The sequence below is a fragment of the Streptomyces sp. NPDC088732 genome (assembly GCF_044751205.1).
Lineage (GTDB): Bacteria > Actinomycetota > Actinomycetes > Streptomycetales > Streptomycetaceae > Actinacidiphila.
In genome coordinates this window covers 176,391-201,810 of record NZ_JBIVLI010000010.1, presented here as the reverse complement: position 1 = coordinate 201,810, position 25,420 = coordinate 176,391, and the positions used below count along the sequence as shown (strand labels likewise).

At 71.8% G+C, this 25,420-nt stretch carries 24 protein-coding genes; 9 read left to right on the top strand and 15 right to left on the bottom strand.

What is annotated here, in order from left to right:
* Nucleotides 1-184: 184 nt before the first annotated feature.
* The 3 genes from ACIP9H_RS19015 to ACIP9H_RS19005 all read right to left on the bottom strand — a co-directional run bounded on the left by ACIP9H_RS19015 (nt 185) and on the right by ACIP9H_RS19005 (nt 2,569).
* Nucleotides 185-1,186 carry an alpha/beta fold hydrolase gene (locus ACIP9H_RS19015; protein WP_401959853.1) on the bottom strand — a complete coding sequence of 334 codons (1,002 nt, stop codon included), beginning with the start codon at nt 1,184-1,186 and terminating at the stop codon, nt 185-187.
* A 100-nt stretch (nt 1,187-1,286) separates the two neighbouring features.
* Entirely contained in the window at nt 1,287-1,601 is a 315-nt protein-coding gene (locus tag ACIP9H_RS19010) for a hypothetical protein (RefSeq protein ID WP_401587088.1), read from the bottom strand.
* A 131-nt stretch (nt 1,602-1,732) separates the two neighbouring features.
* The gene (locus tag ACIP9H_RS19005) at nt 1,733-2,569 is read right to left on the bottom strand and encodes a polysaccharide deacetylase family protein (RefSeq protein ID WP_401959852.1); all 837 of its coding nucleotides are present in this window, start codon (nt 2,567-2,569) and stop codon (nt 1,733-1,735) included.
* A 119-nt stretch (nt 2,570-2,688) separates the two neighbouring features.
* On the opposite strand from ACIP9H_RS19005, the gene ACIP9H_RS19000 reads away from it, so the two are divergent.
* The 3 genes from ACIP9H_RS19000 to ACIP9H_RS18990 are packed head-to-tail and all read left to right on the top strand — an operon-like array spanning nt 2,689 to nt 6,235.
* A complete protein-coding gene (locus ACIP9H_RS19000; RefSeq protein WP_401587082.1) occupies nt 2,689-3,213 on the top strand; it encodes a PadR family transcriptional regulator in 525 nt (174 codons plus the stop codon).
* The gene (locus ACIP9H_RS18995; RefSeq protein ID WP_401587080.1) at nt 3,210-3,896 is read left to right on the top strand and encodes an ABC transporter ATP-binding protein; all 687 of its coding nucleotides are present in this window, start codon (nt 3,210-3,212) and stop codon (nt 3,894-3,896) included. Before ACIP9H_RS19000 ends, ACIP9H_RS18995 begins: the two co-directional genes overlap by 4 nt.
* Nucleotides 3,893-6,235, top strand: coding sequence for an FtsX-like permease family protein (locus ACIP9H_RS18990; RefSeq protein ID WP_401959851.1), 2,343 nt, complete (start codon nt 3,893-3,895; stop codon nt 6,233-6,235). Before ACIP9H_RS18995 ends, ACIP9H_RS18990 begins: the two co-directional genes overlap by 4 nt.
* 42 nt (nt 6,236-6,277) lie before the next feature.
* Here ACIP9H_RS18990 and ACIP9H_RS18985 read toward each other — a convergent pair whose 3' ends face one another.
* Nucleotides 6,278-7,306 (bottom strand): alpha/beta fold hydrolase, encoded by a 1,029-nt coding sequence (locus ACIP9H_RS18985; RefSeq protein WP_401959849.1) that lies wholly within the window; start codon nt 7,304-7,306, stop codon nt 6,278-6,280.
* A 239-nt stretch (nt 7,307-7,545) separates the two neighbouring features.
* Between ACIP9H_RS18985 and ACIP9H_RS18980 the strand changes: the two genes are divergently transcribed.
* Nucleotides 7,546-8,229 carry a histone-like nucleoid-structuring protein Lsr2 gene (locus tag ACIP9H_RS18980; RefSeq protein ID WP_401587073.1) on the top strand — a complete coding sequence of 228 codons (684 nt, stop codon included), beginning with the start codon at nt 7,546-7,548 and terminating at the stop codon, nt 8,227-8,229.
* Here ACIP9H_RS18980 and ACIP9H_RS18975 read toward each other — a convergent pair.
* From ACIP9H_RS18975 to ACIP9H_RS18940, 8 genes are all read right to left on the bottom strand, one after another.
* Nucleotides 8,208-8,489, bottom strand: a complete 282-nt coding sequence (locus tag ACIP9H_RS18975; protein WP_401959847.1) for a hypothetical protein — start codon at nt 8,487-8,489, stop codon at nt 8,208-8,210. The two genes, ACIP9H_RS18980 and ACIP9H_RS18975, sit on opposite strands and share 22 nt — an antisense overlap.
* A gap of 43 nt (nt 8,490-8,532) precedes the next feature.
* Nucleotides 8,533-9,543 carry a LacI family DNA-binding transcriptional regulator gene (locus ACIP9H_RS18970; RefSeq protein ID WP_401959845.1) on the bottom strand — a complete coding sequence of 337 codons (1,011 nt, stop codon included), beginning with the start codon at nt 9,541-9,543 and terminating at the stop codon, nt 8,533-8,535.
* A 39-nt stretch (nt 9,544-9,582) separates the two neighbouring features.
* Complete coding sequence (yicI, locus tag ACIP9H_RS18965; RefSeq protein WP_401959843.1) at nt 9,583-11,859, bottom strand: alpha-xylosidase; 2,277 nt, start codon at nt 11,857-11,859, stop codon at nt 9,583-9,585.
* A 173-nt stretch (nt 11,860-12,032) separates the two neighbouring features.
* Entirely contained in the window at nt 12,033-12,797 is a 765-nt protein-coding gene (locus ACIP9H_RS18960; RefSeq protein WP_360904035.1) for a carbohydrate ABC transporter permease, read from the bottom strand.
* A gap of 53 nt (nt 12,798-12,850) precedes the next feature.
* A complete protein-coding gene (locus tag ACIP9H_RS18955) occupies nt 12,851-13,753 on the bottom strand; it encodes a carbohydrate ABC transporter permease (RefSeq protein ID WP_401587063.1) in 903 nt (300 codons plus the stop codon).
* Complete coding sequence (locus ACIP9H_RS18950; protein ID WP_401587061.1) at nt 13,750-15,045, bottom strand: extracellular solute-binding protein; 1,296 nt, start codon at nt 15,043-15,045, stop codon at nt 13,750-13,752. Before ACIP9H_RS18950 ends, ACIP9H_RS18955 begins: the two co-directional genes overlap by 4 nt.
* Before the next feature lie 1,544 nt (nt 15,046-16,589).
* Nucleotides 16,590-17,690 carry an NADH:flavin oxidoreductase/NADH oxidase gene (locus tag ACIP9H_RS18945; RefSeq protein WP_401959840.1) on the bottom strand — a complete coding sequence of 367 codons (1,101 nt, stop codon included), beginning with the start codon at nt 17,688-17,690 and terminating at the stop codon, nt 16,590-16,592.
* 184 nt (nt 17,691-17,874) lie between these two features.
* Nucleotides 17,875-18,489, bottom strand: coding sequence for a TetR/AcrR family transcriptional regulator (locus ACIP9H_RS18940; RefSeq protein WP_401587055.1), 615 nt, complete (start codon nt 18,487-18,489; stop codon nt 17,875-17,877).
* Between the two features lie 128 nt (nt 18,490-18,617).
* Between ACIP9H_RS18940 and ACIP9H_RS18935 the strand changes: the two genes are divergently transcribed.
* The 4 genes from ACIP9H_RS18935 to ACIP9H_RS18920 all read left to right on the top strand — a co-directional run bounded on the left by ACIP9H_RS18935 (nt 18,618) and on the right by ACIP9H_RS18920 (nt 21,426).
* Nucleotides 18,618-19,202 carry an ester cyclase gene (locus tag ACIP9H_RS18935; protein WP_401959838.1) on the top strand — a complete coding sequence of 195 codons (585 nt, stop codon included), beginning with the start codon at nt 18,618-18,620 and terminating at the stop codon, nt 19,200-19,202.
* Nucleotides 19,203-19,287: 85 nt separating this feature from the next.
* Nucleotides 19,288-19,752 carry a MarR family winged helix-turn-helix transcriptional regulator gene (locus ACIP9H_RS18930; RefSeq protein ID WP_401587050.1) on the top strand — a complete coding sequence of 155 codons (465 nt, stop codon included), beginning with the start codon at nt 19,288-19,290 and terminating at the stop codon, nt 19,750-19,752.
* A 163-nt stretch (nt 19,753-19,915) separates the two neighbouring features.
* On the top strand, nt 19,916-20,935 hold the full coding sequence (locus ACIP9H_RS18925; RefSeq protein WP_401959836.1) for an aldo/keto reductase: 1,020 nt from the start codon (nt 19,916-19,918) through the stop codon (nt 20,933-20,935).
* Between the two features lie 71 nt (nt 20,936-21,006).
* A complete protein-coding gene (locus ACIP9H_RS18920) occupies nt 21,007-21,426 on the top strand; it encodes an SRPBCC family protein (protein WP_401587045.1) in 420 nt (139 codons plus the stop codon).
* 80 nt (nt 21,427-21,506) lie between these two features.
* Here ACIP9H_RS18920 and ACIP9H_RS18915 read toward each other — a convergent pair whose 3' ends face one another.
* Nucleotides 21,507-22,514, bottom strand: a complete 1,008-nt coding sequence (locus tag ACIP9H_RS18915; RefSeq protein WP_401587042.1) for an aldo/keto reductase — start codon at nt 22,512-22,514, stop codon at nt 21,507-21,509.
* A gap of 63 nt (nt 22,515-22,577) precedes the next feature.
* Nucleotides 22,578-23,804 (bottom strand): MFS transporter, encoded by a 1,227-nt coding sequence (locus tag ACIP9H_RS18910; RefSeq protein WP_401587040.1) that lies wholly within the window; start codon nt 23,802-23,804, stop codon nt 22,578-22,580.
* Nucleotides 23,805-24,094: 290 nt separating this feature from the next.
* Here ACIP9H_RS18910 and ACIP9H_RS18905 point away from each other — a divergent pair, with 290 nt between their 5' ends.
* Nucleotides 24,095-24,922 carry an aldo/keto reductase gene (locus ACIP9H_RS18905; protein ID WP_401587038.1) on the top strand — a complete coding sequence of 276 codons (828 nt, stop codon included), beginning with the start codon at nt 24,095-24,097 and terminating at the stop codon, nt 24,920-24,922.
* A gap of 113 nt (nt 24,923-25,035) precedes the next feature.
* Here ACIP9H_RS18905 and ACIP9H_RS18900 read toward each other — a convergent pair whose 3' ends face one another.
* Nucleotides 25,036-25,305: a hypothetical protein gene (locus ACIP9H_RS18900; RefSeq protein ID WP_401587035.1), complete on the bottom strand. Its 270-nt coding sequence runs from the start codon at nt 25,303-25,305 to the stop codon at nt 25,036-25,038.
* Nucleotides 25,306-25,420: the final 115 nt, after the last annotated feature.

Here is a 25,420-nt window from a genome sequence, read left to right as displayed (position 1 = left end):
GCCGTACGGGGCCGGAACGACATCGCCCTCCTGCTGGTCGGCCCTGCCGTCAGCGCGAACGGCGCCGCGGGCGGCGGCCGACGAGGCGGGCCGGAACCGGTGGCGGCCCGGCAGGCACGGACCCCTCGACGTAACTCGCGGGACAACCCGGCCCCCGGAACCCCGGCGGGCAAGCCCGCCCCGGTCAGCGCGAACGGCGGCGCAGGCGGCGGCCGATGAGGACGGCACCCGCGCCGGCGACGAGGGACACGCCGGCGACGCCGCCGAGGCCGGTGAGCTCACGGCGGGGTACGGCGGACCCGGTGGCCGCCAGGGAGGGGCCGGCGGAACCCGATCCGGAGGCGGTGGCGGTCGCGGCCTGCTGGATCAGGTCGGCGACGGCCTCGGGGTGGGCGATCAGGGAGACGTGGCAGGAGTTGATCTCCACCGTGTGCGAGTGGGCGCGGCGGGCCTGGAAGCGTTCCTGCTCGGGGTTGATGGTCATGTCCTGGCGGCCGACCATCGCCCACGAAGGGATGGTCTTCCAGGCCGCGACCTGGGCCGTCTCGGAGAACGCGGTGGTGGCCGCGGGCCGCTGGGTGATGCCCAGCAGCTCGGCCTGGCTCTCGGGCAGGCAGGCGGCGAAGACCGGGTGCACCTTGTCGCGCTTGAGGTAGAGGTCGGTGCCGCTCTGCCCGTGGCCCTCCTGGTAGGGGACGGACCTGGTCGCGGTGGCGAGGGCGCTGGGGAACCGGGCGGCCAGCGACGCGCCGCTCTCGCCCACGTCGGGCATCAGGGCGTTGATGTACACCAGCGCCTTCACCTGGGAGTGGCCGGCCGCGGCCGAACTGATCACGGCGCCGCCGTAGGAGTGACCGGCCAGGACGACGGGGCCCTTGATGCTGTCGAGCACCGACGAGATGTAGGTCGCGTCGTTGTGCAGGCCGCGCAGCGGGTTGGCGGGCGCCATGACGGTGTAGCCGCGCTGTTCGAGCCGTTCCACGACGCCGTTCCAGCTGGAGCCGTCGGCGAACGCCCCGTGGACGAGGACGACGGTGGGCTTGCCGCTGCTCGTGCCGCCTCCGCCGTGCCCGTCGGCGGCGGCGGGGGCCGCGGCTGCCGCGCACAGGACGGTTGCGCACGCCGCGGCGGTGAGGTGTGAGCGCCGGGCGCGCCGTCGCGAGTCGAGGACCGGAGATGCCGTCATGCCGTTCTCGCTTCCCTGGAGGCCTGTGCCACACCAGCGTTCAGGCAGCGGCGGGGCCGGGCCCGGCCCCGCGGTCCATCCGGGTGAAAACGGCGGGGCATCAGGGTGAGAGCGGCGCGCCGGGAGGCCCGGGGAAGGGGCGGCTGAGCTCCATGTGCCCGAGCAGGTCCCGCCGCAGGCGCCGTACCTCGGTCCAGGAGGCGTCGAGCAGCGCGTCGCGCCACCGCTCGAACTCGCCGGGCCGGGACGCCCGCAGCCGGGCGCACCGCACCGCCTGGAGGACGGTGGCGTCGCCGGTGACCAGGAAGTAGACGCGGACCAGCGGGTCGTGGGGGCGTCGCAGCCGGAGCCCGATCAGCCACAGCGCGCCGTGCTCGCCGGACCGCCTGTGCGACGCGGTCTCACTGCCGGCCATCCACCTCACTCCCCGACGGCGGATCACACCCGAAAAGGTCCACGGTGCCTCCGCACGGTCCGGAGCGGGCGTCCGCATCCGGCCGAGGTCCCCTCGGATCCGGTCACGGGCCCCGGCGGCGACGGCGGGGGTCAGGGCCGGTAGACGGCACCCGGGACGGGGACGGCCGGCGCGAGCAGCTGCGGGACGGTGACGAAGGTGAACCCGCGGCGCTCGAGCTCGTCGATGATGCCGGGCACGGCGGGCACGGTCCCGCGGTACCCGGGGGAGCCCGCCGCGGGGACGAGGTCGTGGAGCAGGATGATGCCGTCGCGTCGCGCCTGGTCCAGGACGCGCTGGGTGATCAGGGCGGAGTCGTTGGTCGCGAAGTCCTTGGCGGTGACGCTCCACAGGACCTCGGAGAGCCCCATCTCGCGGGCGATCCCCTGGACGGTGTCGTTGGTGCGGCCCTGCGGCGGGCGCACCAGGGTGGGGCGGCGGCCGGTGAGCCGCTCGATGGCGTCGGCGGGCCGGCGGAGCTCCTCGCGTATGCCGTCGGGGCCGAGGTCCGTGAGGATCTTGTGGTCCCATGTGTGGCTGGCCACCTCGTGGCCCTCGGCGGCCATCCGCTCGACCGTCTCCGGGTAGCGCTCGATGTGCTTCTTCCCCAGGAGGAAGAAGGTGGCGTGCACCTTCTTCTCCTTCAGGATGTCGAGCAGCCGCCCGCTGTCGGGGCTCGGCCCGGCGTCGAAGGTCAGGGCGATGCACTTGGCCTTGCGGCAGTCGACGCTCCCGAACTTCCCGGCGCCGTGGCTTCCCGCCGCGTCGCGCGCCTCGCTCGGGGAGGTGGTGTCCACCCGTGTGCAGCCGGTCAACGTCAGCGTGAGGGCGACGGCGGCGGCGGACAGGGCGGTCGCGGTGCGGCGCGCCGTCGCCGCGGCGGACTGCGGACGCGAGGACGACCGTCCGCGGAGGCTGGAGAAGTGCATGCCGGGGAATATACACACCCCGTATACACGGAATTCATAGTGGGGTGGCGGGACGGTTCCCGCGGGCCGGGACCGCCCTGTCTACACGAGGTGTATACCTCGTATGTACAGTGACGGCCATGTCCATCGGTCACGCCCTCCTGGGCCTCCTCGAATCCGGCCCGCGCCACGGTTACGACCTCAAGCGCGCGTTCGACGAACGCTTCGGCCACGACCGCCCGTTGCACTACGGGCAGGTGTACTCGACGATGTCACGGCTGCTCAGGAACGGCCTGGTCGAAGTGGACGCCATAGAGCCCGGCGAGGGCCCCGAGCGCAAGCGGTACGCCATCACCGACGCCGGGGTCACCGACGTCCAGCGCTGGCTGGGGACTCCCGAGAAGCCCGAGCCCTACCTGCAGTCGACGCTCTACACCAAGGTCGTCCTCGCACTGCTCACCCGACGCGACGCCGCGGGCGTGCTCGACGTGCAGCGCTCCGAGCACCTGCGGCTCATGCGGACGCTCACCGAACGCAAGCGCACCGGGGACCTCGCCGACCAGCTCATCTGCGACCACGCCCTGTTCCACCTGGAGGCCGACCTGCGCTGGCTGGAACTGACCGCCGCCCGCCTGGACCGGCTCGCCCAGGAGGTCCGCGCGTGACGGCCCCTCAACCCCTGCTCACCGCAACGGACCTGCACAAGAGCTACGGCAGCACGCCGGCCCTCGCCGGGACGGACTTCGCCCTGCGCCCCGGCGAGGTCGTCGCGGTGCTCGGCCCGTCGGGCTCCGGCAAGTCCACGCTGCTGCACTGCCTCGCCGGCATCGTGCCGCCGGACTCCGGCACGATCACGTACGACGGGCGCGAGGTGTCCGCGATGAACGACACCGCGCGCAGCGCGCTGCGCCGGGCCGACTTCGGCTTCGTCTTCCAGTTCGGGCAGTTGGTGCCCGAACTGACCTGCGCCGAGAACGTGGCACTGCCCCTCCGGCTGGGCGGCACCCCGCGCAAGGAGGCGGCGCGCACGGCCATGGAATGGCTGCGCCGGCTGGAGGTCGACGACGTGGCCGGACGGCGGCCCGGCGCGATATCCGGCGGACAGGGACAACGCGTGGCGGTCGCCCGCGCGTTGGTCACCACCCCGCGCGTGCTGTTCGCCGACGAGCCGACCGGCGCCCTGGACTCCCTCAACGGCGAACGCGTGATGGAGGCGCTCACCGGGGCCGCCCGCGACACGGGCGCCGCGGTCGTGCTGGTCACCCATGAGGCGCGGGTCGCCGCCTGGTCCGACCGCGAGGTCGTCGTGCGCGACGGCCGGGCCCGCGCCGCGGAGCGTGCCGCATGAGCGGCACGGGCCGTGTGCGGGGCCTGATCCGCGACCTGGCGATGGGGATGCGGTTCTCCGTGACCGGCGGACGCGAGGGCTGGGCCCGCACCGTGCTCACCGCCGTCGGGGTGGGCCTCGGGGTGACCCTGCTGCTGCTCACCACCGCCGTGCCCAACGCGCTGGGCCACCGCCACGACCGCGAACGCGCCCGCAACGACATGACGTCCCGTTCGCTCGCCCGTGACCCGGCCGCCGACACGATGCTGATCGCCGTCACCGACACCAGCTGGCGCGGCGAGGACATCCGAGGCCGACTCGTCCAGCCCGAGGGGCCGCGCGCCCCCCTGCCGCCGGGTGTGGACCAACTGCCCGGCCGCGGCACGATGCTGCTCTCCCCCGCGCTGCGCCGCCTCCTGGACTCGCCCGGCGGCGCCCTGCTGCGGGAGCGGCTGCCGTACCGCGTCAGCGGGACCATCGGCGAGGACGGGCTGGTCGGACCGGGCGAACTCGCCTACTACGCGGGCGTGTCGGGGCTGCGCCCCGGCGCCGCCCTCGGCCGGGTCGAGCGCATCCACGCCTTCGGTTCCCGCGACCCCGGTCTCGGCCCCGACCCGGTGCTGGTGCTCCTCGTGCTGATCGTCTCCGTGGTCCTGCTGGTCCCGGTCGGGGTGTTCATCGCGTCCGCCGTGCGCTTCGGCGGGGAGCGGCGCGACCGCCGGCTCGCCGCCCTGCGCCTGGTCGGCGCCGACACGCACACGACGCGGCGGGTCGCCGCGGGCGAGGCGCTGGCCGGGGCGACGGGCGGACTCGCCGTCGGCGGCGCGCTGTTCGCGCTCGGCCGCTCGGTGGCCGACCGGTTCACGGTCTTCGGCGTCGATGTCTTCTCCGGCGACCTCGATCCCGTACCCGCCCTCGCCGGCCTGGTGGTGGTCGCCGTTCCCGTGGCCGCGGTCGTGGTGACGCTGTCGGCCCTGCGCGGCGTCGTGGTGGAACCCCTGGGTGTCGTCCGCACCGCGAGGCCGCCGCGGCGCCGGCTGTGGTGGCGGCTGCTGATGCCACTGGGCGGTCTCGGCCTGCTCGCCCCCATGATGGGTCAGGGGCGGAACAACGGGGACTTCAACCAGGCCATGGTCATCGGCGGCACCGTGCTGCTGCTGGTCGGAGTCACAGCCCTGCTCCCCTGGATCGTGGAGGCCGTCGTCCCCCGCCTGGGCGCGGGCTCTCCGTCCTGGCAACTCGCAGTGCGCAGACTCCAGTTGAGCAGCGGCACCGCGGCACGCACGGTCAACGGCATCGCGGTGGCGGTCGCGGGCGCCATCGCGTTGCAGATGCTGTTCGCGGGCGTCCAGGCCGACTACACCCGGCACACCGGCAACGACCTGACGCGCGCCCAGATGGCGGTCGCCCTGCCCGCCGCCGTTCCCGTGGCCGACGCGACACGCACCCTGGAGTCCACCCGGGGCGTACGGGGTGCGACCGGGCTCTCCGAGGGCGTACTCGGCGAACGGGCCACCGCCGCGCAGCGCTACGTCGAACTCACCGTCGGCGGCTGCGCCGCGCTCCGCGAGGTCGCCACGCTGCCCTCCTGCCGGGACGGGGACACCTTCGTGATCGGGAACCGGGAGTACGACCGGGACACGGCCGCTCTCGCCCGCCCCGGCAGAACCGTGTACGTGGACCCCGGCTACGGCGAGGACGCCGCCGCACTGCGCGTCCCCTGGCGGCTGCCGCGCACCCTGAAGGCGGCGTCGCTGCGCAGCGACCCCTCGGGATACGAGCGCGGCGGCGTGCTCGTCACCCCCGGCGCCTTTCCCGCCGCGGCCGGAGCGGCGCTCACCGGCAAGGTGTACGTCTCCCTCGACCCGGCCGTGCCCGACGCCCGGGACCTGCTGCGCAACGCCGCCGCCCGGATCGACCCCCTGGCGTTCCCGGCGGCCTTCGCCGCCACCGAGCAGAACCGGCGCTTCTCCACCATCCGCACCGGCCTGCTGGTCGGCGCCACGTGCGTGCTGCTGCTGATCGGGGCCAGTCTGCTCGTCTCCCAGCTGGAGCAACTGCGCGAGCGCCGCAGGCTGCTGTCGACGCTCGTCGCCTTCGGCACCCGGCGCAGCACACTGAGTCTGTCCGTCCTGTGGCAGACGGCCCTGCCCGTCGCCCTCGGCCTCGCGCTGGCCACAGCGGTGGGCATCGGCCTGGGCGCGGTCCTGCTCCGCATGGTCGACGCCGCGGTCGGCGTCGACTGGCCGGGCGTCGCCGCGATGGCCGGCATCGCGGCGGGCGTCGTCCTGCTGGTGACCGCGCTCAGCCTGCCGGCGCTGGTGCGGATGATGCGGCCGGACGGACTGCGCACCGAATAGCCCGGCGGCCGGGCCGCCCCCTCGCGGGCGGCCCGGCCGGGACTACTTCTGCAGGAAGGACTTCAGCAGGTTCGTCACGTCCTGGGGCTGCTCCTCGGTCACCCAGTGGCCCGAGCCCTTGACGACCCGGCCCTCGACGTCCACCGCGTAGGTGCGCCACTGGTCGGCGATCCTGCCGCCGAACGACGACTGGCCGCCCACCGCCAGGACCGGCATCCTCAGCTTGCCCTGGGCCAGGAACTTCTTGTTCTGCTCGACGTCCCCGCGCAACTCGCGGTACATCTTCATCCAGGCCACCGTACGGCCCGGTTCCTTCAGGTAGTGGGCGTAGAAGTCGTAGTCGGACGGCGTGAACGCGGACTTGTTCTGCAGCAGCTCCCCGACGAAGCCCTCGACGAAGACACGCTCGTGACCGGCGATCAGGCGCTCGGCGAGGGGCAGCTGGAACAGACCGAAGTGCCACATGGACGGGACCTTCGGGTTGGCGTTCAGGGCCGGGAAGCTGTACATGCCGTCGTCCGGGACGGGCGCTTCCATCACGGCCATCCGGCGCACCTCCCGCGGCCACTGGGCCGCGTAGGCGTAGCTGACCCACAGACCGACGTCGTGCCCGACGACCTGCACGCCGTTGTTCAGCTTCAGCTGCTTCAGCAGCTCGTGCACGTCCCGGGCCATCTGCGCCTTCGCGTAACCGCCCTTGGTGACCTCGGAGTTGCCGGCGCCGCGCAGGTCGACCGCGATCACCGTGTGGTTCTTGGACAACGGGCCCATCTGGTCCCGCCACTCGGCCCACGACTGCGGGAACCCGTGGATCAGGACGACCGGTGAGCCCCTGCCGCCCCGCAAGTAGTGCATGCGAAAGCCGTTCACTTCCGCGTACTTGGACGTGAACCCGGCAGGCGGCCGCCCCTGCGGGAAGGACTGCGGCGACGGGGACTGCTCCGCCGCCGTGCCCCGCCCGCGGCTGTCGCCCCTGGCTCCGGTGCCCGCGCTGAAGGAGACCAGCAGGACGACCGCCAGCGCTGCCACGAGCGCGACGAGCCTGCCGGCCCTGCCTGCGGAGGTGTCCATGATTCACCTGCCTGACGTGATACGTCTGCGGGAGCCGCCGGTGCACGCGGACGAGGCGGCCTGTGTGCCCTGGTCGCCCCCCATGGGCAGCGTGCGCTCGCGGGCACGGCTGAGCGGCGTCCCTATCGCACCATCATGGGCACAGCACGCGGGGCTGCGCCATCGGGAGGACGACCCGGCGGACCTTGTACGGGCTGCCGAAGCCCTGGTCTGTCAGTGGGCCCGCGTACGGTCACACCATGGACGATCAACGGACGTCACCCCCGACGCAGGGGACGGCAGACGTACGCGAGGCGTGGGGCCGGGTGACGGCGTGGATGCGGCGGCACGATCCCGCGGGTTTTGCCGCCCTCGGCGGTCCCGGGAGCGAGGCGGCCATCAGCCGTGCCGAACGGCGCATGGGTCTGGAGCTGCCAAGGGACATGCGGCAGTGGCTTCTGGCGAACGACTTCGACACGTGCGACGCGGTCTTCCCCGACGGCCGTCTCCTGCTCGGCCTGAAGGACATCGAGTGGGTCTACCAGAGCCGGATGGGCATGGCGGACGCCTGTCCGTCCGAGGATCCCGACGACCAGTTGTGGCGCCGTGAGTGGGTGCCCATCGCCGCGGAGACGGACGGTCACTACGGGACGTTCCTCGACACGGTCGACGGAACCATCGGCACGTGGAGCGAAGCCGAATTTCCCCATGAGGACGAGTACGCCTCGTTGTCCGCCTTCTTCCACGAGGCGGCGGACCGCCTGGAAGGGGTCTCCTCGGGAGAGTGGAGAGGCCCTGGCGGGCTTGCCCGGGCCCGCGCGCTCGAACCCCGTCCACAGGACGTGCCGGTACGCCTCTGGGCCCACGCCAACGGCTACCTCGTCAATGAGCGTGGGCGTGTCCCCGCAGCCATCCGCGAGGCCTACGAGGCGTCACGGAGGTAGTCGCGCAGGGCGGCGCGCCTGGTCGGGATCTTCCACCGGCGCATGCCCTCCTCGACTCCGAGCGGCCAGGGAGAATCGCGCTTGCCCTGGTGCACGATGTGGTGCGCGAGCTGCCCGATCGGCGGGTACTGGCCCTCCCACACCCCGTCCCCCCGCATCGCCCGGAGGTGTCCGGGGACGTCGTCCGCCGTGCCGTAGGAGTGCCGCAACCGGGCCCAGGGCACCTCGTCCAGGCCGGCCGGCGGGTCATGATCCGTCACGACGGCAGTTCCTGGCACACCAGGACGCCGGCCTGCGGCCGGACTACCCGGCGGGTGGCGGTGCCGTGGTGGCCCGAGGGGTGAGGTGGGCGGGGAGGACCGTGATCTCCGGGGTCTCCTCGCCCGTGAGCTTGGCGATGAGCAGGTTCACGGCGCGCGTGCCGATCTCCGCCGTCGGGAGGGACACGGACGTGATGGGCAGCGGGGTCTGCTCGGCGATCTCGTCGGGGCAGATCGCGGTGACGGAGATGTCCTCGGGCACCCGCAGTCCCATGGCGGTGAAGGCGTCGATGAGCGGCTGGGTGATGGGTTCGTTGTGGACCACAACGCCTGTCAACGACGGCTGTTCCCGGAGCAGTTGCTCGGCCATCGCCCGGGCCGCGGCCGGTGTCTCCGGGCACGGGTGCACGCAGGAGCGCAGGCCCAGCCGGTCGGCGGCGGCCGTGAAGCCGGCCGCGACCCGGCGGGCGAAGCCGGTGCCGCGGACGTAGACCTCGGGGGGCGAGCCGACCAGCGCCACCGTGCGGTGGCCCAGCGAGGCCAGGTGCTCCACGCAGGCCTCGCCGGCCCCGGTGAAGTCCAGGTCGACGCAGGTGAGTCCGGCCGGGTCGGACGGGAAGCCGATGAGCACCGACGGGCGGTCCATGGTCCGCAGCAGCGGGAGCCTGCGGTCCTCCAGTTCGACGTCCATGATGATGAACGCGTCGGCCATGGCGCTCTCGGCGACCCGGATGATCCCCTCCTCACCCTCGCTCTGGGTGAGGAGGAGGACATCGTGGTCGTGCTCGCGGGCGGCGGTGAGCACGGAGGTCGCGAACTGCATCACCACGGGCACGTGGATGCCCTTGCGCAGGGGCAGGACGAGACCCAGCACCCGTGACCTGCTGCTGGCCAGCGACCGGGCACCGGCGTGCGGCCGGTAGCCCAGTTCACGGATGCTGTTCTCGATGCGCTCGCGGGTCTCGGGCGAGATCGGCCGTTTGCCGCTCAGCGCGTAGCTGACGGTGCTCGGTGACACCTGCGCATGCCGCGCGACATCGGTGATCTTGACCATGAGACTCCCTTGCCCCTTCTCCCCCTGTCCCCTGTCCGGCTAGACGGACAGGTCCAGCGTGAGCACCGTCGTGCCCGCGGCCGCGCGGGCGGCCGGCCCGCCCGCGACCTCGACGCCCCACGGGTGGCGGGCGTCGGAGGTCTCCGCCCGCAGGGTGGCGCCGTCGCGCACGATGGTGATCTCGGCGGCGGCCGGGCCGTCCTGGCCGGGGACCCGGACGGTGGTTCGGGAGCCGTCGGCGGGCTCGAAGACCCGGACGGTCACGTCGTCCGCCCACACGTAGTCGGGGCGGTCGTCGACCGCGCCGACGGCGATGGCGGAGCCGGGCCGGGCCAGCAGCGGCATGCTCAGGTAGTCGTGCGTCTCGCGCACCCACCTCGGTCCGGTGACCCGCTCGCCGGTGGTGAAGTGCGTCCAGGTGCCCTCGGGCACGTAGTACGACACCTCGCCGTCCTCCGAGAACACCGGCGCCACCAGCAGGTCGCCGCCGAGCATGTACTGGCGGTCCAGCGGCGCGCAGCCCGGGTCGTCGGGGAACTCCAGCACCATGGCCCGCATCACCGGGACGCCCTCGGTGTGCGCCTGGTGGGCGGCGCCGTAGAGGTAGGGCATCAGGCTCAGCTTGAGCTTGGTGAAGTGCCGCAGGACGTCGACCGCCTCCTCGTCGAACAACCACGGCACGCGGTAGGACGAGGAGCCGTGCAGCCGGCTGTGCGAGGAGAGCATGCCGAACGCGGTCCAGCGCTTGAACAGCCCGGCGTCGGGCAGGCCTTCGAAGCCGCCGATGTCGTGGCTCCAGTAGCCGAAGCCGGACAGGCCGAGCGACAGGCCGCCGCGCAGCGACTCGGCCATCGACTCGTACGTGGACTCGCAGTCGCCGCCCCAGTGCACCGGGAACTGCTGGCCGCCGGCCGTCGCCGAGCGGGCGAAGACCACGGCCTCGCCCTCGCCGCGGTGCTTGCGCAGCACGTCGAAGACGGTCTGGTTGTACAGCTGGGGGTAGTAGTTGTGCATGCGCTCGGGGTCGGAACCGTCGAAGTACGCGACGTCGGTGGGCACGCGCTCGCCGAAGTCGGTCTTGAAGCAGTCCACGCCCATCTCCAGGAGCCCTTCGAGCTTGGAGGCGTACCAGGCGCGGGCGTCGGGGTTGGTGAAGTCGACCAGGGCCATGCCGGGCTGCCACAGGTCCCACTGCCAGACACTGCCGTCGGGGCGCCTGAGCAGGTAGCCGGCGGCCCTGCCCTCCGCGAACAGCGGGGAGCGCTGCGCGATGTAGGGGTTGATCCACACACAGATGTGCAGGTCGCGCTCCTTGAGCCGGCGGAGCATCCCCTCGGGGTCGGGGAAGACCCGCGGGTCCCACTCGAAGTCGCACCAGTTGTACTCGCGCATCCAGAAGCAGTCGAAGTGGAAGGCCGACAGCGGCAGGTCGCGCTCGGCCATGCCCTCGACGAATCCGGTGACGGTCTGCTCGTCGTAGGAGGTGGTGAACGAGGTGGTCAGCCAGAGACCGAAGGACCAGGCGGGCGGCAGGGCCGGCCGGCCGGTGAGCGCGGTGTACTTGCGCAGGATCTCCTTCGGCGAGGGGCCGTGGATGACGTAGTACTGCAACTGCTGGCGCTCGGCGCTGAACTGGACGCGCGAGACCTGCTCCGAGGCGACCTCGAAGGAGACCTTGCCGGGGTCGTCGACGAAGACGCCGTACCCGGCGTCGGTCAGGTAGAAGGGGACGTTCTTGTAGCTCTGCTCGCTGCTGGTGCCGCCGTCTGCGTTCCAGATGTCCACGGTCTGGCCGTTCTTGACCAGCGGCCCGAAGCGCTCGCCGAGGCCGTACACGGAGGTGCCGACGCCCAGGCGCAGCTGCTCGCGGACGTGGTGGCCGCCGTCGGCGGTGCTCATCAGCGCCATCGCCTTGACGTCGCTGCTGGTAATCGTGCGGCCGTCGGCGTCGCGGAACTCCATCCGCCAGTCGCCGTCGCGGGCGAAGCGCACGCTCAACTCGCCGGAGCTGAGGACGGCCTCCTTGTCGTCGACGGTCACGACGGGCTCGTGCGGCTGCTCGTGCAGGGCGAAGTGCGGGCCGGCGTCGACACCGCCCTCGAAGTGGGTGATGCGCACGCCGATGACGCCGGGCATCGGCGCGGTGCAGTCGACGGTGACGACCGGGCCCTTGAGGGTGTCGCCGCGGTGCCGGATGTGCTGGGTGGGTGCGTAGATCCGCAGCGTGCCGTTTCCGGGGACGGCATCGAGGACCTCTGCCGGATACGCCGCCGTGACGCCTTCGCGCAGCAGCCAGTACCCGTCGGTGAACTTCATGGCGATGCCTTTCCCGGTGGATGCCCACCGGCGTTCTCGGTACGTGTGGGAAGCATGGGGGGCTCTGCCTCCGGCCCGGGGAGGCGGGGCGGGAGGCAGAGCGGCGGGGGGCCCGCGGGGCGGTCAGCCGCCCCGCGGGCGGGCGGTGGTGGCGGAACCGGCCGGCGGCCGGGTCACTTCACCGCGCCCACGGCGATGCCGCGGGTCAGGGTCCGCTGGAAGACCAGGAAGAAGACGATGGCGGGCAGTGCGCCGAGCAGGCCGGCCGCGTTGGTCATCGTCGCGTCCATCAGCCGCTGGCCCTGGAGGACGCCGAGCGCGACCGAGACGGTCTGGTTGTCGTTCGACGGCAGCATGACGAGGGGCAGCAGGAACTCGTTCCAGGTCCAGATGAAGAAGAACACCATCAGGACGCCGAGGGTGGGCCGGCTCATCGGGACCACCATCCGCCACAGGACCTGCCAGCTGTTCGCGCCGTCGATCCGGGCGGCCTCGATGACCTCCTTGGGGAAGGCCCCGAGCACCGAGGAGAGCAGATAGGTGCCGAACGCCGCCTGGATGACGCTGAACACGATGATCAGGCTGACCCGGGTGTCGTACAGCCCGACCTGCTTGGACAGGTAGTACAGCGGGTAGACCAGGGCCTCCTGCGGCAGCACGTTGGCCAGCACGAAGAAGCCGAGGATCCACGCGCGTCCCTTGATCCGGCCGATGCCGATCGCGTACGCGTTGAGCACCGAGAGGATCACGCCGAACACCGCCACCAGGCCGGAGATCAGTACCGAGTTCAGCAGCATCTGCCCGAAGTCGACCCGCGTCCAGAAGTCGGAGATGGCGTCGAAGTGCAGGCCGTGGGGCAGGGCGAGCGGGCCGTGCGCGGAGTAGTCGGCGGGCGACTTCAGCGCGTTGTTGAGCACGATCAGGAGCGGCAGCACCATGAAGATCGCGCCGAGGATGATCGCCACCAGTACGGGGTAGCGCTTTGCCGCGGTCACTGGGCGTCCTCCGCGCGGGTCTGGAAGCGCAGGCCGACCATGGTCAGCGCCAGGATGAGCAGGGTGAGCACCGTCGCGATCGTCGAGCCGTAGCCGACGTCGGTCTTCTCGAAGAACGTCGCGAACGAGAAGTACGACGGGACGATGGTCGCGTCGGCCGGTCCGCCCTTGGTGAGGACGTACACGGCGCCGAAGACCTTGAGCGCGGCGATGGTGCACCAGAGCATCACCACATAGATCTCGGGGCGGATCTGGGGCAGCGTCACGTGCCAGAAACGCTGCCACCAGTTCGTCCCGTCCAGCTCGGCCGCCTCGTACAGCGCCGGATCGGCCCGCTGGAGCCCCGCCATGAAGATCACGACGGGGAAGCCCAGCTGCACCCACACCATCACGGCCATCACGCTCCACAGCGCGAACTTCGGGTCGCCCAGCCAGTCCTGCTGGAGCGAGCCCAGGCCGACCGCCTTCAGCACCTCGTTGAGGGAGCCGTTCTCGGGAGCGAGGATCCAGCTCCAGACGATGCCGGCGACGGTGATGGGCAGGACCTGGGGCAGGTAGAAGCAGGCGCGCAGCACGCTGGCCAGCTTCGATCCGAAGTGCTTGCCGATGAAGTCGAACAGGGCCGCGGCGACGACGAGGCCGATGGCGGTCGGGACCACCGCCATCGCCACGACCATGGCGAGGCTGTGCCGGAAGGACTCCCAGAAGCGCTCGTCCTTCATCAGTTCCCGGTAGTTGGCCAGGCCCGCCCACTGCGGGGAGCCGACGCCCTGCCAGTGCGTGAAGCTGAACCAGATGTTCATCACGAACGGCACGACGATGACCGCCAGGAAGGCGATGACACCGGGGATCAGGTAGAGCGCGTAGGGGTTGCGCAGCCGAAGCGGTCGGGCACTCATGACGTGGGCGCACCCGCGTCATAGGCCTTCTGGAGGTCGTCGAGCACGTCGTTGGGGCTCGCGCTGCCGGTGATCAGCTTCTGGGTCTCGGTGACCAGGACGTCGTAGAAGCCGGGGACCGGCCAGTCCGGGTAGAAGGCCAGACCGTCCTGGGACGAGACCTTGTTGAAGTTCTCGATCAGCTCCTTGGAGCTGGGGTCGGTGATCGCCGTGGGCTCGGCCGCGACGGGCACACCGCCGTTGTTGCCGAGGGTGTTCTGGATCCCCTTCTTCATCGTGATGTCGATGAAGTCGTAGGCCAGCTGCTTGTTCTTGGCGTTCTTCGGGACGACCCAGAGGTTGCCGCCGGAGCCGAGGGTGAGCTTGGAGCCGGGGAAGAGGAACGAGCCCCACTGGAACTTGTTCTCGTCACGGAAGCGGCCGTACCACCAGCTGCCGGAGAAGAAGATCGGGGACTTGCCGCTGATGAAGGAGACACCGGCGTCCTCGGCCTTGGCGCCGCTGCTCGTCTTGGCTATGTAGCCCTTCTTCACCCAGTCCGAGAGGGTGTTGGCGGCGTACGTCCAGGCGGCGTCGTGGAAGTCGGCCTTGCCCTTGTAGAGCTCGAAGGCGTCGACCCAGCTGCGGTCGGCCTTGGTCAGCGCCAGCTGGTACAGGTACTGGTGGGCCGGGTACTCCGCGCCTCCGTTGGCGAGCGGGGTGATGCCCTTGGCCTTGAAGGCGGCCAGTGCCTGCTCGAACTCCTCGAACGTGGTGGGGACCTGGACGCCGTTCTTCTGGAACAGGTCCTTGTTGTAGTACACCATCGTGTACTCGCCGAAGTTGGGGACGCCGTACCAGTTCCCGGAGCCCATGACGCCCTTGGCGTCGTAGCGGCTGGTGGTGGTCACGCTGGGGCTGAGCAGCTTGTCCCAGCCGTGCTTGGTGACCTCCGGCGTGAGGTCGGTGAGCAGGCCCTGCTTGGCCAGCAGGCCGGCGGTGGCGTTGCCCTTGTTGTACTCCATGAGGTCAGGGGCGTTGCTGGAGTTGAGCACCATCGAGGCGGTCTTCTGGACCTGCTCGAAGCCCTTGGCCTCGAACTCCACCTTGACTCCGGGGTGCGACTTCTTGAACTCCGCTATCGCCTGGTCCCAGGCGACACCCATCGCGCTGTTCGGGGCCTCGTAGTGCCAGAGCTTGAGGGTCTTGCCGTCGCCTTCCTCACTGCCGCCGGAACTGCCGCACGACGTGATGAGCAGGACGCCCGCCAGGGCAGCTGCCGCGAGAGCTGCCGGTCTGCGCACCTTCAACATTGAAGTGACCTCCACCTGGGCTGTACGAACGGAGAGACGCCTCATCGAATGGATTCGATGCGACGCGTCGAAGCGCTTCGACGCAGGACCGTATGAGGGGGCGGGTCATATGTCAATGGTGTTAACAAATGAACGACCAGTGCTTGCCGGCGGGCAGCCGGAAGCAGGTGAACGGCCTTGCCGGCATCGGGGCCGCCCGTGGGGAGCGCCGTGCGACGCGCTCCCCGGCGGCGGCGAAGCGCTTGCCGTCCGGCGCGGCACGGGGGCACGGGCGCACCCCTGAGTGGGCGGCGAGGCCGCCGATCGGCCCAACGCGATGGTCCGGCCGGGTAGTTGGGGGCCCTCCGGCGGCGCCACCGAGAGGCCGCCCGGACCGTTTCGCTGCGCGCGGGCCAATCCTTCCCGGCGGAGCCGTACGGGGTCCTCGCCATGGGCCGACTTCCCGCCGGAACGGCAGTGGGGAGCCGGCGCCGACGCGAGCAAGGCCGCGATGCCTCATGGACCGCGACGCCGCGCGCCGGCCGACCTTTCCGACGCAGCCGCGCAGGGTCCACAGGGGGCGGCCCGGAGGAGCAGTCGGCGGCCGTCGGCGCTACCTGCTGGTCAGCCTTCGTGCCGGCATCTGCCCGAGCCGGGCAAGGGTCGCAGGCTCGCCGCCGGGACCGGCTTCACGTCGACTCGGTGATCTGGGCAGCCCCACGCGGCAGGCGGGCGCCGAGGAGTGCGTGCGGACAGTCGGCAAAGACCGCCCCCAGGGCGTGCCGTCCGCAGTCCCCGCCGGAACGGCCGGCGGGCCGAGGCCCGTGCCGGCAACAGCACGCGGCAGGCGGGCGCCGCTTCCCGGAGCGGCAGTTGTGGCCCGGCGCCGACGTCGTCGCGGGCGAGGGCACGGCGCCCCACGGGCCTGCGGCGCTGTGGCCCGGCCAACCTCTCCGAGCGGAGCCGTACGGGGTCCACGAGTTCACCGTGGGCGGCCCGGACCGGCGCCCGGCTGCCCGGAGGAGCAGTTGGAGCCGGCGACGTTCCGAGCAAGACGCAACGCCCAACGGGCCGGCGGCCACGCTGCGTGCCGGTCAACTTCTTCCGGCGCAGCCGCGCGAGGCCCACGGTCCCGCCCTCGGCCGCAGACTCACCCCCGAAGCAAGCCGGACGCAGTCCGCGCCACAACGGCCCACGGGGCCGAGGCCCGTACCGGCGACGGCACACGGCGCGACCCACTGGGCGCAGCACACGACAGACCATGCACCTCCTCCGGCGCAACCGCGCAACGCCCACGGACCACCGGAACCACCCCCCGGGGCAAACCGGACGCAGTCCACGCCACAACAGCCGGCGGGGGCCGAGGCCCGTACCAGCGACGGCACACGACAGACCATGCACCTCCTCCGGCGCAACCGCGCAACGCCCACGGACCACCGGAACCGCCCCCCGGAGCAAACCGGACGCAGTCCCCGCCGCAACGGCCGACAGGGCCGAGGCCCGTACCGGCGACGGCATGGGTGGGGGGCGGAGCGTATCCCGCGCTCCGCCCCTCGCACGGCGACCTACGCCCGGTGGTACTGCACGGGCGTGGCGACCTCGCCACCGAGCTTTCGCGCGGCGTGGCGGGCCCAGTACGGGTCGCGCAGCAGTTCCCGGCCGAGGAGCACGGCGTCCGCGCGGCCCGAGGCGACGATGGCCTGCGCCTGCTCGGGATCGGTGATCAGGCCGACGGCCGCGACCGGCATGCCGGTCGCCGTGCGCACCTGCTCGGCGTAGGGCACCTGGTAGTCGGGGGCGGCCTCGATCCTGGCGTCCGGGACGTTGCCGCCCGTGGAGACGTCCAGCAGGTCCACACCGCGGGCGTGCAGTTCCTTGGCGAAGCGGACGGTGTCCTCGCCGGTCCAGCCCTCGCGGTCGTCGTCCGCGTTCTCGGCGAGCCAGTCGGTCGCGGAGGTCCGGAAGAAGACCGGCAGTTCCTCGGGCCACACGGACCGGACCGCGTCGACGACCTCCAGGGCGAAGCGCGTGCGGCCCTCGAACGAGCCGCCGTAGGCGTCGGTGCGGCGGTTGCTGTAGGGCGAGAGGAACTGGTGGATCAGATAGCCGTGGGCTCCGTGGATCTCGGCGACCTGGAAGCCGGCGGCCAGCGCCCTGCGGGCCCCGTCGGCGAACTGCCGGACGATTTCGGCGATCTCATCGGTCGTCAGCTCCGCCGGGGTGGTCGAGCTCTCGGCGAAGGGAACGGGGCTCGGACCCACGGGCGTCCAGCCGTGTCCCTCGCCGGGCGGGATCGGCGCGCCCCGGTCGACCCAGGTGCGCTCGGTCGAGGCCTTGCGGCCCGCGTGGGCGAGCTGGATGCCGGGGACGGTGCCCTGGGACTTCAGGAAGTCCGTGATGCGCCGGAACGCCGCGACCTGCGTGTCGTTCCAGATGCCGAGGTCGTAGGGGCTGATCCGCCCCTCGGCGGCGACAGCGGTGGCCTCCGTGATGATCAGGCCGGTGCCGCCGGCCGCGCGGGCCGACAGATGGGCGAAGTGCCAGTCGTTCGGCATGCCGGCCTCGGGGCCGTCCGGTGCGGCACTGTACTGGCACATGGCCGCCATCCAGACGCGGTTGGGGATGGTCAGCGACCTGAGGGTGTACGGCTCGAACAGGGTGGTCACGCGGGGTGTCTCCTCTGATGGCGTCGGGGGGCCTGGGGCATTCGGCGCGGGCGTCCAGGCCGCCACATCAGTGCAACAGCGCCTTACAAGCAGAGACAATAATTGCACGCGCCTATAAATGCAAGCGCATGATAATTGCACGCACAACCAAACCGCCCCAGCCGCCGGCGGCCGCGGCGAGCGGTCAGTAGAGGGTGGCGACGGCCGTGCGGTGCAGCATGTCCTCGGCCCGCTCCCACGGCCAGCCGTTCTCGACGACGAGGGTGCGCCAGCCGGTGGGCCCGAACCAGAACCACAGAAGGTCGGCCGTCTCCTCGACGGCGCAATGGCACGGCGGCTCGTCGAGCCCGTGCAGATGGACGGCGACGGTGCGCAGCGCTTCTCGGTACGCGGCGGTGGCCCGCTCCCACAGCGCCTCGCCGTTCTCGTGCACCGGCAGCGCCTTGCGGATGGCCTCGTGGACCCGGAACTGGCTCTCGTTGCCGGCCCGCGTGCCGTGGGCGACGGCGCGCAGCGCCTCGGCGGGAGTGCGCAGCGCGAGCACGTGGGCGACGGCGTCCCCGTACCCGGACTCGACGACGGCGGTGTCGACGATCCGGTCCAGGATGTCGCCCTTGCTCCCCACGCTGGCGAACACCGTCTTCGCCGCCACACCGGCCGCCGCGGCGATGTCCGCGACGGTCACGCGCGCGTAGCCGCGGTCGGCGAAGAGCGCGGCGGCCCGGTCGAGGATCAGTTCGCGAGTGCGTGCCGCGGCCTGCTCGCGGAGCGGTGAGACGTATGCGCGCTTCTGGGTCACGGGGATCATCCTAGTCAAAATGAGACCCGCTTTGACCTATTCATTGGGCGCTCAGTAACCTCAATATGCGCGGGCCCGCGATCACCCGCGCCACCGAACCGACCGACGCGGGCGAAAGGCACACGACAATGGCGATGGACGCCGTGGAACTGGCACACGGGCTCTTCCGGATACTCGAGACGGGCGACGCCGCGCTGGCCGCCGAGGTCGTCGGCGCGGACAACCACAACCGCGAGGCCGCGGTCGCCCCCGCGGCCTGCGCGATCCCCGGTCCCGCAGGAACCCTGGCCTCGGGCGTGTGGCTGCGGTCCGCCTTCGACGGCCTGCGCTTCCCGATCCTCGGGGTCGCGGCCAACGACCACCAGGTCTGGGTGCGGCTGCGCATGCAGGGCAGGCACACGGGCCCGTTCGTCCGCTTCAAGGACGGGACGCTCGACCAGGCCGTCCCGCCCACCGGCCGGGAGGTCGACTTCGAGCAGGTGCACCTGCTCGACATCCGCGACGGCAAGGTGGTCCGCCACGAGGCCCTGCGCGACGACCTGACGATGCTCGGCCAGCTCGGCGTCTTCCCGCCCTCGCCGGCCGTCGCGCTGCGTGTCGCGGGGTGGAAGATCTCCGGGCGTGCCGCGCGTGCCGCCGCGGAGGTCACGGCGGCGGCCGAGAGGGCGGCACGCGCCCTGGACACCGCGGGCGCCGCCGGCGGCCGGGGCTGACCAGGATGCTTGCGCCGCGGCAAGGCGACGTTCACAATAGTTGCAGACGTTGACTATTGCAGATGTAGATGACTGGGAGGCCGCGATGACCGCGACGGATCCGGCCCTGACCGCGCTCTCGCAGAGCTGGTACGCCCTCTCGGCCCTGCACGGCAGGATCGAGGCGCACATCGAGCGTGCCCTGCAGGCGGGACACGAGCTGAGCGTGCGCGAGTACTCCCTGCTGGAGGTGCTCAGCCGCCAGCACGACGGACCGGGCGGCCACCTGCAGATGAAGCAGGTGGCCGAGGCCGTCGTGCTCAGCCAGAGCGCGACGACCCGCCTGGTGACCCGCCTGGAGGACCGGGGGCTGCTCAGCCGCTACCTGTGCGTCACCGACCGCCGCGGGATCTACACCGACGTCACCGAGCCCGGCCTGGCGCTGCTCGCCGAGGCCCGGCCGACCAACGACGGCGCGCTGCGCGACGCGCTGGACGAGGCGGCGAAGAACCCCGACCTGGCCCCGCTGGTCAGGACGGTCGAGGGGCTGCACCTCCCGGCCTCCGTCTGAGCCCCGGGCAGCACGCGGGAGGCCGGTCGCGTTGCGCGACCGGCCTCAACTCACCGTGAGAAGCGCTGCCGTTCGCGGCACGATCAGGCATGAAGTCCCTTTTGCGATCGTTTGTTCAGTCGTGTCAGGCTGGAATGTCCGGACATCGCTGAAGGGACACGTCATGAGGCTTGCCTCGATCCTTCCCGACCGCATCGGCTTCGGCACCGCCCCGCTGGGCAACATGTTCCGCGCCGTACCGGACGAGGAGGCACGGGCGACCCTCCGCGCGGCCTGGGACCAGGGCATCCGCTACTACGACACGGCGCCGTTCTACGGAGCGGGCCTGGCGGAACTGCGCCTCGGTGAACTCCTGTCCCGGCAGTCCTCGGACACCTACGTGCTGTCCACCAAGGTCGGGCGCGTCGTGTTCGACGAGATGGGCGACCCCAGCGCCCGCGAGCACGAACTGGGCGACAAGGGCGGCCTGTTCGAGCACGGCCGGCCCAAGACGATGGTGACCGAGTACACCGCCGACGCCACCGAGCGCTCGCTCGACGACAGTCTCAAGCGGCTGGGCACCGACCGCATCGACATCGTGTGGGTGCACGACATCGCCCAGGACTTCCACGGCGACGCGTGGCTGGAGAAGTTCGACGAGGCGCGCACCGGCGCCTTCCGGGTGCTCACCCGCCTCCGCGACGACGGTGTCATCAAGGCGTGGGGCATCGGCACCAATCGCGTCGAACCCATCGAGCTCGCCCTGGACTTGCAGGAACCGCAGCCCGACGGCTTCCTGCTCGCGGGCCGTTACACGCTCCTGGACCACGAGCGCGCCCTGCAGCGGCTGCTGCCCACCGCCCGGGAGCAGGGCCTCGGCATGGTCGTCGGCGGACCCTACAGCTCCGGAGTGCTCGCCGGCGGCGACCACTTCGAGTACCGTCCCGCCTCCGCCGAAGTGCTCGAGAAGGTCCGGCGGATCAAGGAGATCGCCGACCGGCACGGCGTGGGGATCAAGGCGGCCGCGCTGCAGTTCCCGCTCGCCCATCCGGTCGCCTGCGCCGTCGTACCCGGGGCGACCCGGCCGAGCCGCATCGCCGAGGACATCGCGGCGGCCCGGGAGGAGATCCCGGCCGCGTTCTGGCACGACCTGCGCGAGGCGGCGCTCGTCAGCCCCTTCGCGCCCCTGCCCGGCGGCGCCTGAACCGCCCGCCCCGCCGGACGTCCCGTCCCCGTGCACCGGTGCACCCAGCCGACGACACCAGGAGAACCCCCATGGCCTCGACTTCGGTGAGCCAGGTCGTCCCCGCGTCCCCCGAGCGCGTGTGGCAACTGATCGGCGGCTTCGGCTCGCTGTCCGAGTGGAACCCCTCCATCACCGAGACCGTCCTCATGGAGGGCGGGCGGGTCCGCCGCCTCCGCACCGCCGACGGCGAGGTCGTCGTGGAGCGCATGGTGTCCTTCGACGAAGAGCAGCGGACCTACGCCTACACCTTCGTGGAGACCCCGTTCCCCGCCACCGGGTACCTGGCCACACTGCGGGTGCACGCGGTCCCCGGCGAGAAGGACGCGGCCGAGGTCCAGTGGTCCGGCCGCTTCGTCCCGCAGGGGGTCGCCGACGACGACGTGGTCGCCCTCTTCACCGGGATCTACCGCGACGGCGTGGACGCCCTCCTCAAGGCACTCCAGGGCTGACCGGCCCACGGACCACCCCGAAGCGGGGCGGGCACCGGCGGTGTGTGCCCGCCGGGGCCCGCCCCGCCGTACGCCGCCGGTCAGGCGGCGGGCAGCGGTGCGTCCTGCGCCACCAGGCCCTGCGCCCGCAGGTCCCGCCAGAAGGCGGCGGGGACCGGCTCGCGGAGCGCGGCGAGGTCCTCGGCGATGCGGCCCGGCTTCGTGGCGCCCGGGATGACCGCGGCGGTCGCCGGATTGGCGAGCGCGAACTGCAGCGCCGCGGCCTTGATGCCGATGCCGTGCCGGTCGGCGAGGTCCCTGATCCGCCCGACCCTGGCGAGGATCTCCGGGGAGGCCTCCGCGTACTCGAAGTGCCGGCCCCCGGCCAGGACGCCGGAGCTGTACGGGCCGCCGACGACGATGCCGACTCCGGCAGCCGCGGCGGCGGGCATCAGCCGCTGCAGGGCCCGTTCGTGGTCGAGCAGGGTGTAGCGGCCGGCCAGCAGGAAGGCGTCCGGGCGCGGTTCGTCGAGTTCGAGGGTGGTCTCCAGCGGCTCGACGCGGTTGACGCCGATGCCCCAGGCCTTGATCACACCCTCCTCCCGCAGCCGGGACAGGGCGCGGAAGGCGCCGGTGCGGGCCTGTTCGAACTTCTCCAGCCAGGCGTCGCCGTAGAAGTCCTGCGCGATGTCGTGGACCCACACGATGTCGACACGGTCCGTGCGCAGGCGCTTGAGGCTCTCCTCGACGGAGCGCAGCGTGGCGTCCGCGGTGTAGTCGTTGACGATCGTGTTGGGGCGGCCGTGCTCGAAGAGGTTGCCCTTCTCGCCCAGTTCACGGGCCGCCGGCTCGACCTCGTCGAGGATGATGCGGCCGACCTTGGTGCTCAGCACGTACTCATCGCGCGGCTTTCCGGCGAGGGCGTCGCCGAGCCGGATCTCGGCCAGGCCGGCACCGTACAGCGGCGCGGTGTCGTAGTAGCGGATGCCCTGGTCCCAGGCCGCCTGCACGGTGGCGGCGGCCTCGTCCTCGGGGATGGCCCGGAACATGTTGCCCAGCGGGGCGGTGCCGAAGCCGATCCGGTCGGTGAGGATGCGGGTGATGTTCATGGGGTCCTTCCGGGACGCGGTGGGGGTGCGGTGGCGCGGGCGCGGCGCCCGCGGTGGGCGGGGTCAGTGCCGGCCGGCGAGCGAGGGCCGCTCGTGGCCGTGGGAATCGGCGACGACCCCGCCGCGGGCGGCCCGGCCCTGGCCGCCGCGGCGCCGGTCGAGGCGCGCGGAGACCACGGCAAGGACCAGGGCGGAGCCGGTGAGGGCCGCGCCGACCACGTTGGGCGCGGTGTAGCCGAGCCCCGCGGCGATGACGATGCCGCCCAGCCACGCGGACAGGGCGTTGCCGAGGTTGAAGGCGCCGATGTTCACGGCCGACGCGAGGGTCGGCGCCCCGGACGCCTGGTCGAGGACGCGCTTTTGGAGCGGCGGCACGGTGGCGAAGCCCAGGGCGCCGATCAGGAAGATGGTCACGGCGGCGGCGGGCCGGCTGTGCGCGGTGAGGGTGAACAGGGCGAGCACGGCGGCCAGGGAACCGAGCGCCGAGAAGAGCATCGGCATCAGGGCCCGGTCGGCGTACCTGCCGCCGATCAGGTTGCCGACGACCATGCCCGCGCCGAACAGGACGAGCAGCCAGGTGATCGACGAGTCCGCGAAGCCGGCCACGTCGGTCATCATCGGCGCGATGTAGGTGATGGCCGCGAAGACGCCGCCGAAGCCCAGCACGGTCATGGCCATGGCCAGCACGACCTGCACGTTGCGGAAGGCGCCCAGTTCGTGCCGCAGGCTCACGCCTTCGGGCTTGGGCAGGTCGGGGACCAGCTTGGCGACGCCGGCCAGGCCGAGGACGCCGAGGGCCGCGACGAGCACGAAGGTCACCCGCCACCCGGCGCTCTGGCCGATGAACGTCCCGAGCGGCACGCCGACGACGTTCGCCACGGTCAGCCCGGTGAACATCAGTGCGATGGCGCGGGCCTTCTTCTCCGGCGCGACCAGTTCGGCGGCGACCACCGAGCCGATGCCGAAGAAGGCGCCGTGGGTGAAGGAGGCCAGGATGCGGCCGGCCAGCATGACGCCGAACACCGGGGCGAACGCGGACACCAGGTTGCCGGCGACGAACAGCGCCATGAGCAGCATGAGCATGTTCTTGCGCGACATCTTGGTGCCCAGCAGCGTCATGATCGGCGCGCCGAGCATGACCCCGAGGCCGTAGCCCGTCACCAGGAGGCCTGCGGTGGGAACGGACACGCCGAAGTCGGAGGCGACCTGCGGGAGCAGGCCCATGATCACGAATTCGGTGGTTCCGATCCCGAAGGCCCCGATGGCGAGGGCCAGGAGCGCGATGGGCATGGTGGGGACCTCTCAAAGGTTGCGATGACGCCTAGCGTGCGTCCACAATATTTGCACACGCCACATAACGTCAAGCGCGGCCCATTCATGCCGGCACGGAGGGTCCGTACGCGGACATGCGGCGTGCGCTCCCTTCACACCCTCCCACATATGCCGCGTTTGCAAATACCTTTGAACGCAAATAGCGTGAGGGGCGGAAGCGCGGAAGGTTCCCCCCTCCGCCCGGACGTTCACCCGTCCGCACTCGCCCCCACGGCCCCGCCGGGCCGTGACGCGAAAGGATCAGCGCCATGACCACACCCGTCCCCCACATCACGCTCAACAACGGCGTGACCATGCCGCAGCTCGGTTTCGGCGTCTTCCAGGTGCCCGACGACGAGACGGCCGCCGCCGTCACCACCGCCCTGGAGAGCGGCTACCGCAGCATCGACACCGCCGCGATCTACGGCAACGAGACCGGCGTCGGCCAGGCGCTCGCCGCCTCCGGCATCCCCCGCGACGAGCTCTTCGTCACCACCAAGCTGTGGAACGCCGACCAGGGGTACGACAGCACCCTGGCCGCCTTCGACGCCTCCCTCGCCCGGCTGGGCCTCGACCACGTGGACCTCTATCTGATCCACTGGCCCGCGCCCGCCCACGACCGCTACACGGACACCTGGCGCGCCTTCGAGAAGATCCGCTCCGAGGGGCGGGCGCGCGCCATCGGCGTCTCCAACTTCGAGCCCGCCCACCTGCGGCGCCTGATGGACGACAGCGGCGTCACCCCGGCGGTCAACCAGGTCGAGCTGCACCCGCGGCTGCAGCAGCGCGAACTGCGCGCCTTCCACGCACGGCACGGCATCGCGACCGAGGCCTGGAGCCCGCTCGCGCAGGGCGCGCTGCTCGGGGACCCGGCCGTCACCTCCATCGCCGGCCGCCTCGGCAGGACGCCCGCCCAGGTGATCCTGCGCTGGCACCTCCAGCTCGGCAACGTCGTCATCCCGAAGTCCGTGACGCCCGAGCGCATCCGCGAGAACCTCGACGTCTTCGGCTTCGAGCTCACCGACGCCGACATCGCCGCGATCGACGCCCTCGACGACGGCGGCCGCATCGGGCCGGACCCCGACACCTTCAACTGACCGGCGAGAGGCCCCGCACGGGGCAGCCCGAGCGCTTCCGCCACCGACGACGTGCCGCCCGACCCCGACGGCGGGCGGCCGTCGTTCCGGCGCCGCAGGGTGCGCGGCTGCGGTCACCAGCGCAGCGCGTCCTGTCCGCCGACGTGTCCGACGCGACGCTGGTGCGGGATCTGATCAGGACGCCGGGCCCGCCGCGCGGGGCGGCGGCGCGACCCGCCGGCCCCGTGCGAAGGGGCGACGCCGGCGACCGCGGTGGCGGCACAGAGCAGCGCGGCGGAGAAGGTGTTGACCAGGCCGCCCGTCAACACGGCGCCGATGAGGGCACCGAGCGCACCGCCGGTCAGTGCCGCGCCGAAAACGATCCCGCGAGTCTTCAATTGCACGAAGAATCACTCCCTTTCGCTTTCGTCACCACATTTGCCCCGCTCTGACACCGGTTATTCCAAGGATCGTCTCCCCGGGTGAACCGGTGGGCGACGCCCGTCGAACGGGGGAAAC